Origin of the sequence: Bacillus sp. ISO11 (assembly GCF_003458115.1) — a bacterium.
GTDB classification, from domain to species: domain Bacteria; phylum Bacillota; class Bacilli; order Bacillales; family Bacillaceae_G; genus Bacillus_A; species Bacillus_A cereus.
This window is the reverse complement of the sequence record NZ_QXCO01000022.1, coordinates 36,784-53,692: the sequence shown is the minus strand read 5'-3', so window position 1 is coordinate 53,692 and position 16,909 is coordinate 36,784. Positions and strand designations below refer to the sequence as shown.

The following is a 16,909-nucleotide window of genomic DNA, read 5'->3' as shown; positions in this document are numbered from 1 at the left end:
ACCTTCCATTTATTTTCTTAATTGGAGTCCCATTATAAAATCAACAAGAAAGTGTGCAAAGATTGTTATAAACAAATTTCCTGTCCATTCAAATACATAACCAAAGACAAAACTAATGAAACAGACGAAACAAAACAAAAATGGCTTTGTTATATAACGAATATGTAACACTGCAAATACGAAGCTCGCAATTACAATTCCAAAATGAGTCTGTACTACACCTCTAAATAAAAATTCTTCTGCAAAACCAATTAAGAACGTAATAACGAGTAAATGCAGAACGGACATTCCTCGAAACATCTTATCGTTAATACCACCATCATCAAACCAAGACTCCGGAAACACTCGCATTGCAACATAATCTAATAACACAATACCAATCGCTAACAAACCACCTATAATAAGTATAGATACTGGTTCCCATTTCCATAAATTAAAGACTTCTTTTACATCTTGAAATAATATATATGCCAGTAAACAGCCAATACCGATAATAATTAACTGTGTTATATATAGATTCAGCCTTATTTCCTGCGGACTCATATCTTCAACATTATGCCTTTGAATGTTCATCATTCCTCCATCTTTTCTAGGCCGAAAAGCTTTTGTAACTCTGTTTCCCAATTATAGTCGAAATCCGATTGTTGCGCTCGTCTTTTTTTATAATCTTCTTTTGTAATACCGCAATAATCGCAGCAATTAATTAACTCTTGCTCTTTCCTATAACCGAACTGTTGCAGCACATATTCACGTCTACATCCTTTAACTTGTATCCATGACTTCATATTTTCTAGCTCACTATATTTATTACGCAACCTTATTTCTACTTCAGCTATTAATCGGTTCATAATTTCATCTGACAAACCTTCTAATAATAATCTTCGTTGTTGTATAATTCCAACCTGTTCGAGATGATAACGAACGAAACGCCAATATTGCTCATTAAATCTTGCTGCATTATAACAAATTTCTTCTACATCTTCTATTGGTAATTCTTTCGTTTGAAACATTCTTTCTTGTAGTAAAGAAAATAAAAATTGTATTTGTGACTTACTTGGCAATTCATCCTCAATGATTGAAATTGGTAAATCATGATCCAACGGACTACATAATAAAATAGCTATACTCGGTTCGCCATCTCTTCCAGCTCTTCCGATTTCTTGTAAGTAAGAAGCTATATTAGTTGGATAATGAAAATGAATAATATATCGCGTATTCGCCTTATTTACCCCCATACCAAATGCACTTGTGCATATTACAAGTTGCAGTTGATCGTTCATAAACTGCTGTTGAATTAACATACGCTCTTCATGTTCCATACCACCATGATAAAAAGCTACACCAGTAACACCTTTTCCTCTCAAGTATTCCGTTAACCTTTCTGTCCACGCTCTACTTGAGCAATATACAATCCCCGGCCCTTGTAAATACATCACCTGCTCTAAAAGCGCCTCTTTCTTTTCTTCTATCGTCTCTACAAATTGCACATCCATTGCAATATTAGGACGGTCAATAGAGTATACATGTTCCGCGGCACCCTTTAAATTTAAACTATTTGCGATATCCTGCAGTACCCCTTTTGTCGCTGTGGCTGTCAATGCTAATACTGTAGGAGAACCAATATTTTCAATAACTACATTTAGTTTTTTATAGTCCGGTCTAAAATCATAACCCCATTGAGAAATACAATGAGCCTCATCAACAACAAATAATGAAATATGAATTTTCTTCAATTCCCTAATTAATAACTCCGACTGTAACATCTCTGGTGAAACAAAAATAAATTTATATGAAGATAATTTTTTCATCGCTTCTCTTTTTTCATTTAATGTCCGAAAACTATTAAATGCTATTACTCGGTTTTTCACAACATACTTTAATTGTGTTACTTGATCTTCCATTAAAGATAATAACGGTGATACAACAAGCACTGTTCCTTCTCGCATAAGCCCCGGAAACTGATAGCACATAGATTTCCCTCTTCCAGTCGGAAGCATTGCTATCACATCTTTTCCTTCTAATAAATCTGTAATAACTCCTTTTTGACCTGGACGAAATTCAGAATATCCAAACCACTTATATAAATATTCTTCAAGTTTCATTTACACCCTCCATCCGCGCTAATACAAGACGAACTTCAAAATAAGAGATATCTTCTCCAACCGCTTGTTTCAAAACACGTAACTTCCGCGTTTGCAATGCTTCAATTACTTTTATTACTTTGTCTATCTTTTCTTTTTCCATAAACATTTCAATAGAAAAATCTTTTTCTCGCAAAGCAATTTCAACAAAATGATCTTCTATCGTTGCAACCTTTAAATTCCGAATCGTCGCTATTTCTTCTAAAGAACGTCCTTGTCTCCAAAAATTATATGTTTTTTTCGTCGATAAACTAAATAATTCAGCTCTTTCATTTGGATAAGATATAATTTCAGCTAATAGTGGAAATTCATTTTCTTTATCACGAACTTCTTGTATAAAGAAATGCATTGTACCCCAAAATAAAAAATACACCCTGAATATATCTTGTTTCGTAATTTCTGCTAATTGTTGCAATGTACAACCAATACGTTCATAACCCGTTAGTCGATATGTTACAATCGTCGCTTCTATCGTATTGCTCTTTTCTAAAAGATTATATACTTCCGTCCATAGTTTTCTCGCCAACTCACTTCTCTTATATGGTATTCCTGTTAGAAAACGTTTCACCCACATCATTATTTCTGTATCTTGCTGAATTGGGATAAACTTCGTATTATTCTGTTGTAAATTTGATATAGTTTGAATAATTAATGATAATCTTTTCCAAAATGTTTCACCTAATTCACCATAATGTAAACCATGCAAATGCGCCGGAAAAGCATAAACTTCCTCCCATTTATGTAACTGCATTTTACCCGTAGGTGTTAACACATATGTATTTTCATGTATTTCTTGAATAAAATTCGCTTGCAACAACTTTGCAACTTCACCATCATAGTCATTTCTATTCAATGATTTGTATATTCCGAACAAAAAAGAAATTCGGAACATATTTCCATCTTGTAAAGTTTGCGAAGAGCGTTTGCCCTTTAGTAAATAATAAATAGAAGAAACGGTTCTTTCACCATTCAATTGTTTTAAACAATGCAACAAAGTATATTGTATTTGCATGACCGCTTCCACCTTCCAATCTTAACTTCATTCTTTTCAGTACAATTACACTATCTACTTTCGCTCATTAAACTTATCATATGAGAACTATATACTTGTATATATTCTATTGTATCAAACGAAATCATATTTACGTATTTTGAAAATCTTATGACATAATTCAAAAATAAGTTGACACTCTAATTGATAAGCATTATCATTATAATTTTATGTTGAAAAGTTTTACAAACCGTTTTACAATAAGGTTATAATTTTTATGGCGAGCTTTTCACATACATATTATCAGGAGGGAAAAAAGATGGCAAAATATACAATCGTTGATAAAGATACTTGTATTGCATGTGGTGCTTGTGGCGCTGCTGCACCAGACATTTATGACTATGATGATGAAGGTATTGCATTTGTAACATTAGATGATAACCAAGGTATCGTTGAAATTCCAGATGTATTAATTGAAGATATGATGGATGCATTCGAAGGCTGTCCAACTGACTCAATTAAAGTTGCTGACGAATCATTCGACGGAGACGCTTTAAAATTCGAATAGTCTTTTATTAACTTCAAAAAATGCCCCTCATATTGATGAGGGGCATTTTTTGTATCTAAATTTTATTTTCCTTAATAAAAAACCATTAGTAGTTTCACACTACTAATGGTTTTAATATATATTATGCATTTTTCATTTTTGCAAACACCCATACTTTCAGGCGTGAGAATAATGCTACAAATACAATTGTTACAACAATCCCTTTAATTAAATTAAATGGTAAGATTGCCGTTACAACCGTTGTTCTTATAGCTTCGCTAGACATAGCCGGTGAATTTAAAAACCAAGTGTAAGCCGGGAATATGATGATGTAGTTTAATACACTCATAATAAGTGCCATTGTAATTGTCCCTAGCATTAATCCTGTAGTTAAACTCTTCACAGTACGATACTTTCTAAATAAGAAAGCTGCTGGTCCAATAAATAAGCATCCTGCAATAAAGTTTGCAATCTCTCCAACTGGTACTCCCGTTAAACTTCCTTGAATCCCGTAATGTAAAATGTTCTTTATCGCCTCTACAATCACTCCTGCTACTGGTCCAAAGATAATTGCTGCAATTAGAGCTGGTACATCACTAAAATCAATTTTCAAAAATGGCGGAAGCCCTGGGAACGGAAAATCTAACATCATTAGTAAATATGCAATACTACTTAGCATCGCTACACTCACCATCTGCACTACACTGTTTTTTTGTTTCATCTTTCTCTCTCCTTTTCCATCGATCATCTCATGGAAAGTGGAAAGGTTCTGCTATGCCTATTTTTTCATAGAACGAAAAAACCCTTTGTGTTTTACACAAAGGGAGAATTTAAGGCACATCAAACAGACGTTCAAATCCATATCTTTTTTGAACGCTTGAACCTCCATCTTCTCCCATCCAGACTATACTGTCGGCTTTGGAATCACACCAAATCCTGCCTTAACGGCTCGCGGGCTTAGAACAAAATCATAAATAGTTCATCACCGCCGGTCGGGATTTTCACCCTGCCCCGAAGATAGACCGATATTCTATTTTCCCCTTCATTATACAACAACCTCATAACATTGTGAACTAAAAAATTGTAACTTATTTAAAATTAGTTATTTATTTTTCGTAACAAAAAATAAATTGCGAGATATTTTACAATACAATCCATATTTTTTATTATTCGGCATTTCTCTTTTGAATTACCTAGTCATATATAATTAAAAGTGATAAGATATTGAATTGTTAAGATAAGAACATTTTCTGAGTTATGGAGGAAATGTCATGAAAAAAGACAAGAGACATTCTATTCGAGAAGCAATGAAAAAAAACTTAAGAAAAGAATACTTTTACTTAAAAAAAGAATTACTTTTCTACTGCCCAATTGATTTAGGCACATTCTCAAACGAGACATACTATGCTACTTTCGATGAAGATGGCATCAGTATTTATCAGTATGATAAAAAAACAGAAAGTAAATTAAAATTGTGTGAGCGTCATCCGTGGAAGAGTTGGAATAAAGTGAAGATTGATCACTATTTGACAACTTCTCAATTTATTTTTCAGGGTGAGCGAAATTGGATCTTATCTCTTTTTCAAAAAGGAAAAGAAGCTCAAAAAATTATTGAAGAGCATACATCTTTACAAACAGAAGTTGTTTCCCGCTCTTTCTTAAAAAAACTTCCTGGTTTTCGTTCTAATACACCACTGAATAAATACATCGGTAGTATTTGTTACACTGCACTTATTGCATTTTTATTAAAATGGATGATTCCATTTCAAGCACCACAAATCGCCCTGTATTCTATCTCGATTGGTTGTATGCTTCTTGGCCTACTTTGTTTGACAATCGGTTTAATTGAACCGACTATCGTACTGTTTCGAACAAAAGAGAAAACAAGAACAAAAGTTTTTTACTTATATAGCTATTTAGCTATTTCTGGATTTATATGTGTCTTTATTTTTTGGTAAAAGAAGCCGTCCCAAAATAAATTTTGGGACGGTTTTCTTTTAGATATAGATGCTCTAATTCACTCAATAGTTCTAGCAAAAGCGCCCATATAATTTCATTTACATTGAACCTTATTTAAGAAGAACATAAATTTGTTCAAAGTTTAATTTTTGAGATGTTTCCTTCACTTAACATATAATTGTTGATTAGGATAAATTAGCTCTTGCTGCAATCCATTTTTTTCTTTAATTTCCTTAAGTGTCATACTAAATTTCCGTGCAATACTAACTAAAGTATCCCCTTTTTGTACGACATATAATGATGAAGAAACAACTTCATTTCTTTGTTCATTTAAAACAAGCAATGGGTTCATCGCATTCTTTTTCGCCATCGTCCATCTTCCTTGATGAAGTTCTAGATGTAAGTGTGCACCTCGCGATTCTCCCGTGTTCCCTACTTCTCCAATTTTTTCTCCTTTGGAAATATAATCTCCCTGCCCCACATATCTCTTATTTAAATGTGCATATACAGCCTCATATTCTCCGTGTTTAATAAATACAACATTTCCATAACTACTTGAATAATAAGACTTCGTTACCCTACCATCTTGAATAGCTGCCACAGGCGTTCCAATCGGCGCAGCTACATCAATACCATAATGTTTTCCATGCCTTGTCCCAAAATAATCACTTATCTGACCTTCAACAGGCCATGTCCATCGATTTTCTTCTGCATAAACATGTAATTGAGATACAAACAGTATACTCAATAACATGACGCCGCATTTTAAAACTTTCATATACATCCTCCGTTTTCTAATTACCACCATACCTTCTCTATTTTGGTATATTACAGAAAAAAGTATACAAAAAAAAGAAAGTGAATTACTCCACTTCCTTCTCTTTCTTATCACGAAAAACTAATGCACTACGGTTATACTCCACATCTTTCACTTGTAATCGGGCATTTATTACTCGAGCTATCGCAAACAAATAATCAGATAATCTATTTACATACTTTAAGACAACTTCATTTATTTTCACTTCTTTTTGCAATGATACTATAGAGCGTTCTGCTCTCCTTACAACAGTACGTGCAATATGAATAGTAGCCGCCGCCTCGCTACCACCTGGCAAAATAAAGCGTTCTAATGGCGGGGCTTCTTCTATATATAAATCAATCTTTCTTTCTAAACTTTCAACCATCTCAATTGTCACTTTATAAGGAATTTTTTGTTCCACTATTGCCAAGTCTCCTCCGCAATCAAATAGTTCATGTTGAATATTTTCGAGCTCATTGTAAATATCTCTAAAAGCCCCGCCTTGAACCTTAGTCATTGCATATCCAATATGAGAATTTGCCTCGTCTATTGTTCCATACGCTTCCACACGGATATCATCTTTATCAACCCTGCCACCTATTACACTTGTCGTTCCTTTATCTCCTGTTTTTGTATATAATTTCATTTCTTCACAGCCCCTCTCTTGTTATTCTTGATTCGATCAAGATAGAAAAAAGTTCTACCATTCTTTATTTAATTGAGTTTACAAAAAAATAAAAAACAGCAGAACTTTATTCATTATCAACTTTAAAAACACATATCTAAATTATACGATTCGGTAAATATACAGAGAATGTAGTTCCTTCTCCAACAACACTTGATACAGCAATTTTACCGTCATGGCCTTGAACAATATTTTTCGCAATCGCAAGCCCGAGTCCTGTTCCACCCTTTTTCCCACGTGTTCTTGCTTTATCAGCTTTATAGAAACGATCAAATAAAAATGGAATATCCTCTTCTGGAATGCCTGCACCCGAATCTTGTACTTCAAAAATGAGGCCATTATTTTTCGTATCAATTACAAGCGTTACATGTCCACCCGCATTCGTATGACGAATTGCGTTATCAATCAAGTTCGTCAACACTTGTTCCATCCGATCTGCATCAAACGCATATTCTTCAATCTGATTCCGGAAATCAACTGTTAGTTCAACTTCTTTATCCTTTGCAATCCCTTGGAATTTACGACCAATTTTTTCCACAAATGGATGTATGTCCACTTCACCAATATGTAACTCTACGTGACCGCTTTCCATACGAGCTAAATCTAACAATTCATTTACAAGTTTACCTAAACGAACGGATTCATCATAAATGATTTGAACAAACTCATCTATTTCCTCTTTCGTTTGCACAATATCATCTAAAATCGCTTCACTATACCCTTGCAGCATGACCATCGGTGTACGAAGTTCATGTGATACATTCGCAATAAAGTCTTGACGCATTTTCTCAAGACGACGTTCTTCCGTCATATCTCGCAGTACCGCTACAGCCCCACGAATTTTCGTTTGATTGTAAAGTGGTGTCATAAGAACTACATAGTTCCCTTTTTGTAAATTAATTTCAACAACTTGTTGTTGCTCGCTTTCTACAACGAGATGGAATAGTTCCACAAGTTCAGAAGGTAATTTTTTACTTAACTCTATCTCTTTTTCTTCTTGCCAAACTTGTAAGAAATGTTCAGCCGGTGGATTAATAACTACGACTTCACCTTCTTGATTTAACGTAATAACTCCATCCGCCATACTACTCAAAATACTGGCTAACTGTTCTTTTTCTTGCTGCAAAGCATTCATATTAAACTTCAACTGTTTACCCATTTGATTTAAGGCCGTTGCCAGCTCACCAATTTCGTCCTGAGATACCATAGGAGCCTTTGCATCAAATTTCCCACGTGACACTTCAAAAGCAACCTCACGCATTTTACGAAGCGGTGCTGTAATCCGAGTAGATAAGAAGAACGCAAAGAAAGTTGTTAATATAATCGCAATCCCAGCGGCTAAGAAAATGAAATCAGTCGTTCTCTCCATATCTTTTATTGGCACTTGTAAAGATTCATATACGAACACTGCGCTTTGATTTTTTGATTGCACTGGTTTCCCAACGATCACAATATCATTTTCAGTGCTTTTATTCTTTCTACTATCAGAAGCTTTTCTAATGTTGTTCTTAATTTCTTTTTTGTCCGTAAAAACAGCGGCTAATTCTTTATCTTCTTTTAAATCATCCATTGTAAGAGTGACTAACCCTTCTTGTTTCGGTGAAGAAGAGATTTCCTTGCCATCTTCTACAATAACAATCCTTGAAAGTGGATCAGAGAATTTGTACGCGATGTTCTCAATCGTTTTTACATCGGCACCTTCTTCAATTAATTCTGTAACACTTGTTGCGACTTTTTGAAGTCTATTTTCACTCATATCAACATAATACGTTCTAAAAAATTGTGAAAGTAAAATCGCAACAAATCCAAGAACAAACGAAACGAGAAGTAATATGGTCATCCATAACTTCCCTACTACACTTCTCCAAAGCATCAGTCGTTCACAACCTCAAATTTGTAACCTACACCCCAAACAGTAACAATCATTTTCGCTGCATCTGGTGATTTTTTGCTTAACTTCTCACGTAAACGCTTTACATGTGTATCAACTGTACGTAAATCTCCGAAGAATTCATATTGCCATACTTCTTTTAACAGCTGCTCACGATCGAATACTTTATCAGGAGCTTTCGCTAAAAATAATAGTAACTCATATTCTTTCGGCGTTAAGTTTACTTCATTGCCATCTGCAGTAACACGGTGTGCATCGTTATCAATTGTTAAGTGAGGGAATACAGTAACATCTTTTGTCGTTGTATCTTGTGTAAAGAATGTTGTTGGTACAGCACGACGTAATACCGCTTTCACACGTAGCACGACCTCACGTGGACTAAACGGCTTTACAATATAATCATCTGTTCCAACTTCAAATCCTTGTACTCTATTTACTTCTTCACCTTTTGCTGTCAGCATAATAATTGGTGTCGCTTTCTTCTCACGAACCCCTTTACATACTTCAATGCCATCTTTACCAGGCATCATAAGATCTAATAAGATTAAATCGTAATCATTTTGCAACGCCATTTCTAAAGCTGTATCACCATTATCTGCTTCCTCAATCGTATATTGTTCTCTTTCTAAGTACATTTTCAATAAACGACGAATACGATCCTCATCATCTACAATTAAAATTCTTGATTCATTTTCCATCTCTACCCGCTGCGTACTCTCACCTCAGCGGTTCACACCTACCCTTCTTTAACTATTATGTTGCGCTATTCTCGTTTATTTAAGCAATCTTCTAAATGTTTCACTTCCCATATTATGCTTCACAAGAATAATAAATTTTGTTCAATTTTTTTCCAAAACTATGTATTTTTTTTGAACTGTATATAATGTCCTCGACATCATTTTACAAAATCAACCGCTACTTTGTCATGTTTTTCTCAAAAAAGAAGAAAAGTTGACAAAAATAAAATAGGAAAGTGACATGCACTCTCCTATTTTATTTCTCTATGCATATGAATGTAAACCGGCAATAATTAAGTTTACTACAATAAAGTTAAACATAATGATTGCAAAACCAATTACTGCAAGCCAAGCTGATTTCTCTCCATGCCACCCTTTAGATAATCGTAAATGTAGTACTGCAGCATAAAAGAGCCACGTTATAAGTGCCCAAACCTCTTTCGGATCCCAGCCCCAAAAGCGCGTCCACGCTATTTGAGCCCAAATCATCGCAAAAATTAATGCACCTAATGTGAAAACTGGGAATCCAATTGCAATAGATCGATATCCGATTTCATCTAGTAGATCACTATTCGTATTCTTTACTAACGGCTGAAGTGCCGCCGATACTCGCTTCCGTAAAACGAGTCTTAATACAATATACAGTAATGTCCCAACTAACACTGACCAAATAACAGTATTTAATTTTTTTGCATTTACAATTGCTGGAACTTCAACTGCCGGTTCTAATTTATTTTCTGTCAGTAACTTCCCTTCATGCGGTCCAACTAAAGCCGGAAGATTGTACTTCATTTCCAGTTGTTGTTCATTTTTATCAATCCATTGAAACTTCGCTTCATATTTCATACTAGAAAATACCGTTGTTACTCCAATAAATCCAACTGTACAAACAAGTGTAAATACTACCGTCTCTAGCCAAAATGTACGTTTACTTCTCGTCGATTGATCTACATTTTTCAATAAATACATAACGCCTGTAATAAAACTAATCGCTAAAATGGCTTGTCCTGCTGCTGCAGTCGTCACGTGAATATGTAACCAATTACTTTTTAAAGATGGAATAAGCGGAGATATTTCCCTCGGAAACATACTTGCATAGGCAATTAATAAAAGCGCAACTGGTAATGCAAATAGTCCGATTATGCTTACACGGTACATAAAATACATGACAATAAATGCTCCTACAAGCATCATGCCGAAAAATGTACCGAATTCAAAAAAGTTACTAACTGGCGCATGCCCTGATGCAATCCACCTTGTAACAAAATATACTGTTTGTGCTATAAACCCTAAAATTGTAATCGTTATTCCTACATTTGCCCATTTATGACCCTTTTCTTTAATGGCTCCCCCAAAAAATAGAGTCGCAATTAAATATAAAATAAATGCGGTAAAGAGAAAGTTACTACTTATTTGCACCATATCGTTTCCCCACCTTAACTAATTTTTTTATCGATTACTTTATCATTTGGCTGTGGAATTGCTGTACCTTCTATTACTCTTTCAATATCTTTCTTTAAACCGAACCAATTTTTATTTGTATGCCCTGCAATCCACCATTCATCATTAACACGTTGTATCCAAATACGGCGATGATTCCAATACATACCTTGAATGACACCAACCATAAATATAAATCCTCCAATGCCGAGAATCCAAAGCGTTAAATCTTTTCTTACAGTAAGTGCTGTTGCATTTTGCATTTCAACACCTGCAAACGACATTTTATATTTGTTGTTTCCATCTGGTTCTATATTTTGCTGAATACCAACAAAACTCACTTCACCATCTGGTGTTTCAGGTGTAAACATTTTAAATACAAATGCAGGATTGTTTGGTAATTTCGTTTTTGTATTTGGTTTTCCATTCTCATCAAAATAAAAATCAGGAAAATAGCTTAATAGTTCCAGAGAATAACCATTTCCTAAATCATATTTTTCCTTAGGATTCGTTAAATCTACTTTAATCGGTCCCCACTTTTGATTATTTTCTTTATTTTGCAAGTTAAAGGACATACTTTTAAATTCACTTTCTTTATAATCCACTTGATACACTGCAAATTGATCAAATTTCAATGGTTCATTCACTCGAATTTCCGCTTCTTTTACTTTTTCTAATTTCGGTTTTTGTCCTGCTATATTTTCTCCTACTGCTTTATATAATACGGCATTCGTTTGGAAGTTTTTCGCAATCATTTTATCGCCTACACGATCAATCGCTTCATCAAAAACTTCCTTGTCCTTACTTTTATCATAAACTTCTTTTATAAATTTCTCGTTTTTTAAGTAGTATTGTCCATCCGTCCCTGGTATCTCTTTCGTTTCACCGTCACGTAACCAAAGTGCTTCGTCTACGTACATACTCGGTAAAAAACGAAGCATCGCACCGAATAAAAAGATAATAAGGCCGATATGATTTACATATGGACCCCAACGCGAGAAGCGTCCCTTTTCTGCTAAAACGTTTCCGTCTTCCACTTTCACGTTATAGTTTCTTTTCTTTAAATTCTTTTGCACTCTTTCCAGATCACCTTCTTGCGGTGTACCAGTCCCATATAATCTCTGTCTCTTTAAAAAGCTAGGATGTCTTTTTACGCCTTGCTTTTTTAAAGCTTTATAAAGTGGAATAACACGGTCTAAACTACATATCACAAGTGAAATACCGATAGAAGCAATCAAAATCATATACCACCATGAACCGTATAAATTATTAAACCCTAATTGATAGTATAATTGTCCTAAAAATCCGTATTCTTGTTTATAATATTCAGCTGGTGCAATCCCTGGAGTTATGTACATTTCTTGCGGAAAAATAGTTCCTATCGCTGATGCAGCTAAAGTTATTACGATTAGCCATACACCCACTTTTACAGAAGAGAAAAAGCTCCAAATTTTATCGATTATCGTTTTTGTCTGCGTGAGAGATCTCCGTGCACTCCCCTCATAGCGCATATCCAATAGTTTTGTATTTTCATTGCTTTCAAATGGTTTCCCGCAAGCTTCACAAAAAACGGTTCCTATCGGATTAACATGTCCACATTCACATTTAATTTCTTTCAACACTCTCACCGCCCCTGTATCTATATGTACTATTGTATATTCTAACCTCAAGTTACCGCAATACTCAGAATTTTTAAACCAGAGGCACTATAGACACGCACCCCTTATGTAAAGGCTTTCTTTATTACGGAGTAATTTTCTTTAAATACCCTTCTAACTGTTCTTTCGTTTGTTCACCTATAATTTGCTCCACTACTTTTCCATCTTTATCAATCAAAAAGCTTGTCGGTAATGGACCTACTCCATATGTTCCTATAATCTTTTGTCCTTTATCAATGGCAACTGGGAATTTCAAACCATATTGGTTCACAAAGTTCTTGACTGCAATATCCGTTTCATCTGCATCTAACGCTATGATTTCAACGCCTTTTTCTTTATACTTTGGATATAATTCATTCATATAAGGCATTTCTTTTTCACAAGGTTTACACCACGTGCCCCAAAAGTTTAAAAATACACCTTTTCCCTTTAAATCTTTTAGTTCAATTTTCTTCCCTTCTAAATCCGTCACAACAAAGTTAGGTGCTTCTTTTCCGATTTGCATTTTCTCTTTATTAGCAAAGAATCCTTGATAAAGGGTAAATCCTACAGCACCACATAAAATGAGTAGAATAATAACGCGAAATAATAAGCGATTTTTCTTCATATTACTTCTCCTCTCCTCGATAAATGTTATGTATTATCTTCTGTAAATGTTGTATTGAATAAATCACCAGCAGAGCACTCCACTGGTGAATTTTTAACTCTATAGCTTATCTTGGCTTTGTAGAAGCAAGCGCGCGTAATTGTTTCACCTCATGTGGTGTCAATTCTCTCGCATCACCAGGTCGCAGGCTTCCTACTTCTAAGAAAGCATAACGTTCACGTTTTAATTTCACTACTTTACAGTCTAACGCTTCAAACATACGACGTACTTGACGATTACGTCCTTCATGAATTGTTAATTGTACAATAGCCATCTCTTTACGCTTGTCCCAAGAAATAATTTTCACACGTGCTGGTGCTGTTTTACCGTCTTCTAACGTAACACCGCGTTCTAACATGCGAATTTTCTCACCTGTTAATGGCCCTTTTATTTTTGCAACATATGTTTTTTCAACTTTATATCTAGGATGCATTAATACGTTTGCGAAGTCCCCATCGTTTGTCATTAATAATACGCCAGACGTATCATAATCTAAGCGTCCGATTGGGAATAAACGTTGTGTAATTTCCGGGAAAAAGTCCGTTACAACACTTCTTCCTTTATCGTCTGATACACTTGAAATTACGCCAGTTGGTTTATATAGTAAAAAATAAACAGGTTCTTCTTTTTCAAGAGGGATGTTATTTACTTCTACTTTATCTTGAGGAGTTACTTTTGTCCCTAACTCTTTCACTATTTTTCCATTAACTTTCACTTTTCCTTGCTGAATTAATTCCTCAGCCTTTCTTCTCGATGCAATACCTGCTTGCGCAATCACTTTTTGTAATCGTTCCATTTCTTTTTTTCACCTCGAATTTATCTTACCTTACATTAGAAAGACTTGGCAACCGCATACGCTTTACGGCTATTCGCTTCATCTTACTTAAACAACATAGCGATGATAATAAACATATAAAGGTCAAATCATGTTTTTACCCTTTATTATTGTCCATATTTTTCATATTTCTCACAATAAAAGTTCATCATTTTGTCAAAAATACCACATAAAAAAACCACTATTAAGCTACACCTTAATAGTGGTCGTATACGTATTATAAGCGAAATAGCGTAAAAAATGAATAGTATTACTGAAACAATAAAGAAACGAACACAATTGAGCATATAATCCCGATTAAATCTGCAAAAAGTCCTACTTTTAGTGCATCACCCATTTTTCTAATCCCGACCGCTCCAAAATATACAGTTAAAATATAGAAAGTCGTATCTGTGCTCCCCTGCATCGTAGAAGCCAATCTCCCAATAAACGAATCTGGCCCATATGTGGCAATTAAATCGGTCGTAATACTTAAACCAGCAGAGCCTGAAATAGGGCGTATAAGTGCTAGTGGAACAATTTCTGCTGGAACATGGATCAAATCTAACATTGGCTTCATTACCGATATCATTGCATCTAACGCACCTGAAGACCGGAATATAGAAATAGACACAAGCATTCCAACCATAAACGGTAAGATGGAAATTGCAATTTGAATCCCTTCTTTTCCTCCCTCAACGAACGATTCATACGTCGGTACTTTCTTTATTGTGCCATATAAAAGGATAAAACCAATTACACAAGGAATTACCCATAAGGAAATTGTATTTACAATACTCATTTTTTCCGCCCCTTTCTACTCCTTCTTCGGTAAAAATAGCGGTCAATCCAAATTGCTCCAATCATAGAAAGTACTTGTGCAATAAATGTTACCCCAACAATTTCAGTAGGATTCGCTGATTCATACGTCATTCGAATGGAAATGACTGTCGTAGGAATTAATGTAATGGCTGATGTATTTAATGCTAGAAACGTCACCATAGAACGGCTCGCCGAATCCTTTCCTCCATTTAACTCTTTCAGTTGTTCCATCGCTTTAATACCAAGAGGGGTTGCTGCATTACCTAGACCAAAAAAGTTTGCCATCATATTTGATAGAATAAATCCCATGGACGGATGATCCTTTGGTATTTCTGGAAACAACCTTTTTACTATCGGCATAAAAAGCGTAACTAATTTTTTTAACAATCCGGCTTCCTCTGCAATTTTCATTAAACCGAGCCAAAATACTAAAACACTAATAAGTCCTATACAAATCGTTACCGCATCTTTTGCTCCGTCAAATACAGCTTTATTCACTTCTTCCATCGTGCCATTTATCATGGCGTATACAATCCCAATGACAGCCATCGCTACCCATACGAGATTAACCATCGTTCCCAACACCTATCATGTAAGAAAAAATTTCTTTCACATTATTCCAGTAAAGTCCCGTTGTAGCTACTAACTTCCGTTTACTATAAAATAAATTCCGTTCTCCAACTTTTTCATTACCAACATAAATGTCTGTCTTCCCAACCTTTACTCCATCCGTAAGTTTTATACTTTTATGGAGTTCAACTTTTAATACTACGTTCTTTTTTTCTTCTTCAGTTAACGGTACCGAAAAACTATTTTTCGTATAAACATGGTTGGCATACTTCTTTTCATTTATTTCAGCAATTGCTCCTTGTCCTAAAACTTTCGTTTGTTTGAAACGTTCAAAACCTTTATCAAACAAATTCATATGATCATCCCAATCACTAGAGGCACTCAAAGTTACGACAATTAAATCTAGTCCATCTTTTGATGCCGTTGTCACAAGCGTTCGCCCAGCTTTCTTCGTAAAGCCTGTTTTTCCTCCTGTTGCAAATTCATAATAAGACGTTACCAGCTTATGTTTATTTTTCCACGGGTAATCCCAAGAATCTGATTTATATGTTTTGGTTCCAAAGATTTTCTTAAATGTCTCGTTTCCCATTGCATATTTCGTTAATAATGCCATATCGTAAGCCGACGAATAATGTGATCCATCTCCATCTAAGCCATGAGGGTTTGAGAAGTGCGTATCTTTCATTCCAATTTCTTTCGCTTTTTGATTCATTAAATATACGAATCCATCTATACTCCCACCCACACTTTCAGCAATTACTTGCGCTGCGTCATTACCAGATCTAAGCATGAGTCCGTATACTAAATCTTCTAACTTCACTTTTTGTCCAGGCTTTAAATAGATTGCCGATCCTTCCACCCTCACCGCTTCATTACTAACTGATACCATTTCTTTCATCTTCCCTGATTCAGCAGCTAATAAAGCGGTCATAATTTTTGTTATACTAGCAATTTTTTGAGGCTCATGTTCTGCTTTTCCGTATAATACACGACCAGACTGTTGCTCCATTAATACAGCATTTCGAGCACTGACATTGCTGTTCATCTTTGCATATGTAGGAATCGGCATAACGCTTGCATACATCATAAGAAGCGTAATGATTACACAAATTCGTCTCATATTTCCCCCCACGTCCTTTTGGCACTTTTTGTACAAGTGTATGCTTGGCCTTTTAAAATATGAACGAAATCTTCCTTCTACTTCCATTA

At 34.9% G+C, this 16,909-nt stretch carries 17 protein-coding genes and 1 riboswitch; of the genes, 2 read left to right on the top strand and 15 right to left on the bottom strand.

Features of this window, described 5'->3' with window-relative positions:
- Positions 1 to 9 precede the first annotated feature (9 nt).
- Genes D1166_RS21200 through D1166_RS21190 form a run of 3 tightly spaced genes read right to left on the bottom strand, consistent with a single transcriptional unit; the run spans position 10 to position 3,153 of the window.
- Positions 10 to 573: a CPBP family intramembrane glutamic endopeptidase gene (locus D1166_RS21200; RefSeq protein ID WP_001025780.1), complete on the bottom strand. Its 564-nt coding sequence runs from the start codon at positions 571 to 573 to the stop codon at positions 10 to 12.
- Positions 573 to 2,102, bottom strand: coding sequence for an ATP-dependent DNA helicase RecQ (gene recQ, locus D1166_RS21195; RefSeq protein ID WP_000762980.1), 1,530 nt, complete (start codon positions 2,100 to 2,102; stop codon positions 573 to 575). Before recQ ends, D1166_RS21200 begins: the two co-directional genes overlap by 1 nt.
- Entirely contained in the window at positions 2,092 to 3,153 is a 1,062-nt protein-coding gene (locus D1166_RS21190) for a YpbB family protein (protein ID WP_001167011.1), read from the bottom strand. The genes recQ and D1166_RS21190 overlap by 11 nt, the downstream gene beginning before the upstream one ends.
- Positions 3,154 to 3,451: 298 nt before the next feature.
- On the opposite strand from D1166_RS21190, the gene D1166_RS21185 reads away from it, so the two are divergent.
- Positions 3,452 to 3,700, top strand: coding sequence for a ferredoxin (locus D1166_RS21185; RefSeq protein WP_001151993.1), 249 nt, complete (start codon positions 3,452 to 3,454; stop codon positions 3,698 to 3,700).
- A gap of 121 nt (positions 3,701 to 3,821) precedes the next feature.
- Here the strand turns inward: D1166_RS21185 and D1166_RS21180 are convergent, their stop codons facing one another.
- Positions 3,822 to 4,400: an ECF transporter S component gene (locus D1166_RS21180; RefSeq protein ID WP_000810856.1), complete on the bottom strand. Its 579-nt coding sequence runs from the start codon at positions 4,398 to 4,400 to the stop codon at positions 3,822 to 3,824.
- A gap of 162 nt (positions 4,401 to 4,562) precedes the next feature.
- Positions 4,563 to 4,702, bottom strand: a riboswitch (FMN riboswitch).
- 248 nt (positions 4,703 to 4,950) lie between these two features.
- Between D1166_RS21180 and D1166_RS21175 the strand changes: the two genes are divergently transcribed.
- Positions 4,951 to 5,637, top strand: coding sequence for a hypothetical protein (locus D1166_RS21175; protein WP_000710837.1), 687 nt, complete (start codon positions 4,951 to 4,953; stop codon positions 5,635 to 5,637).
- Positions 5,638 to 5,801: 164 nt separating this feature from the next.
- On the opposite strand, the gene D1166_RS21170 is transcribed toward D1166_RS21175, so the two are convergent.
- The 11 genes from D1166_RS21170 to D1166_RS21120 form a co-directional block, all read right to left on the bottom strand.
- Positions 5,802 to 6,416 (bottom strand): peptidoglycan DD-metalloendopeptidase family protein, encoded by a 615-nt coding sequence (locus D1166_RS21170; protein WP_000866120.1) that lies wholly within the window; start codon positions 6,414 to 6,416, stop codon positions 5,802 to 5,804.
- 85 nt (positions 6,417 to 6,501) lie between these two features.
- Positions 6,502 to 7,083 carry a cob(I)yrinic acid a,c-diamide adenosyltransferase gene (locus tag D1166_RS21165; protein ID WP_000781277.1) on the bottom strand — a complete coding sequence of 194 codons (582 nt, stop codon included), beginning with the start codon at positions 7,081 to 7,083 and terminating at the stop codon, positions 6,502 to 6,504.
- A 136-nt stretch (positions 7,084 to 7,219) separates the two neighbouring features.
- On the bottom strand, positions 7,220 to 8,995 hold the full coding sequence (resE, locus tag D1166_RS21160; protein WP_097861683.1) for a sensor histidine kinase ResE: 1,776 nt from the start codon (positions 8,993 to 8,995) through the stop codon (positions 7,220 to 7,222).
- Positions 8,995 to 9,711, bottom strand: coding sequence for a DNA-binding response regulator ResD (gene resD / locus D1166_RS21155; RefSeq protein ID WP_000426861.1), 717 nt, complete (start codon positions 9,709 to 9,711; stop codon positions 8,995 to 8,997). The genes resE and resD overlap by 1 nt, the downstream gene beginning before the upstream one ends.
- A 303-nt stretch (positions 9,712 to 10,014) precedes the next feature.
- Positions 10,015 to 11,172 carry a cytochrome c biogenesis protein ResC gene (resC, locus tag D1166_RS21150; RefSeq protein WP_000250081.1) on the bottom strand — a complete coding sequence of 386 codons (1,158 nt, stop codon included), beginning with the start codon at positions 11,170 to 11,172 and terminating at the stop codon, positions 10,015 to 10,017.
- Between the two features lie 14 nt (positions 11,173 to 11,186).
- On the bottom strand, positions 11,187 to 12,812 hold the full coding sequence (resB, locus tag D1166_RS21145; RefSeq protein WP_097861684.1) for a cytochrome c biogenesis protein ResB: 1,626 nt from the start codon (positions 12,810 to 12,812) through the stop codon (positions 11,187 to 11,189).
- A gap of 121 nt (positions 12,813 to 12,933) precedes the next feature.
- Complete coding sequence (gene resA / locus D1166_RS21140) at positions 12,934 to 13,455, bottom strand: thiol-disulfide oxidoreductase ResA (RefSeq protein ID WP_000742194.1); 522 nt, start codon at positions 13,453 to 13,455, stop codon at positions 12,934 to 12,936.
- A gap of 106 nt (positions 13,456 to 13,561) precedes the next feature.
- Positions 13,562 to 14,290 carry a 23S rRNA pseudouridine(2605) synthase RluB gene (gene rluB, locus D1166_RS21135; protein WP_000440556.1) on the bottom strand — a complete coding sequence of 243 codons (729 nt, stop codon included), beginning with the start codon at positions 14,288 to 14,290 and terminating at the stop codon, positions 13,562 to 13,564.
- A gap of 289 nt (positions 14,291 to 14,579) precedes the next feature.
- A complete protein-coding gene (gene spmB / locus D1166_RS21130) occupies positions 14,580 to 15,110 on the bottom strand; it encodes a spore maturation protein SpmB (protein WP_000029514.1) in 531 nt (176 codons plus the stop codon).
- Positions 15,107 to 15,703, bottom strand: a complete 597-nt coding sequence (gene spmA / locus D1166_RS21125; RefSeq protein WP_000247811.1) for a spore maturation protein SpmA — start codon at positions 15,701 to 15,703, stop codon at positions 15,107 to 15,109. The genes spmB and spmA overlap by 4 nt, the downstream gene beginning before the upstream one ends.
- Entirely contained in the window at positions 15,696 to 16,820 is a 1,125-nt protein-coding gene (locus D1166_RS21120; protein WP_001252636.1) for a D-alanyl-D-alanine carboxypeptidase family protein, read from the bottom strand. The genes spmA and D1166_RS21120 overlap by 8 nt, the downstream gene beginning before the upstream one ends.
- Positions 16,821 to 16,909: the final 89 nt, after the last annotated feature.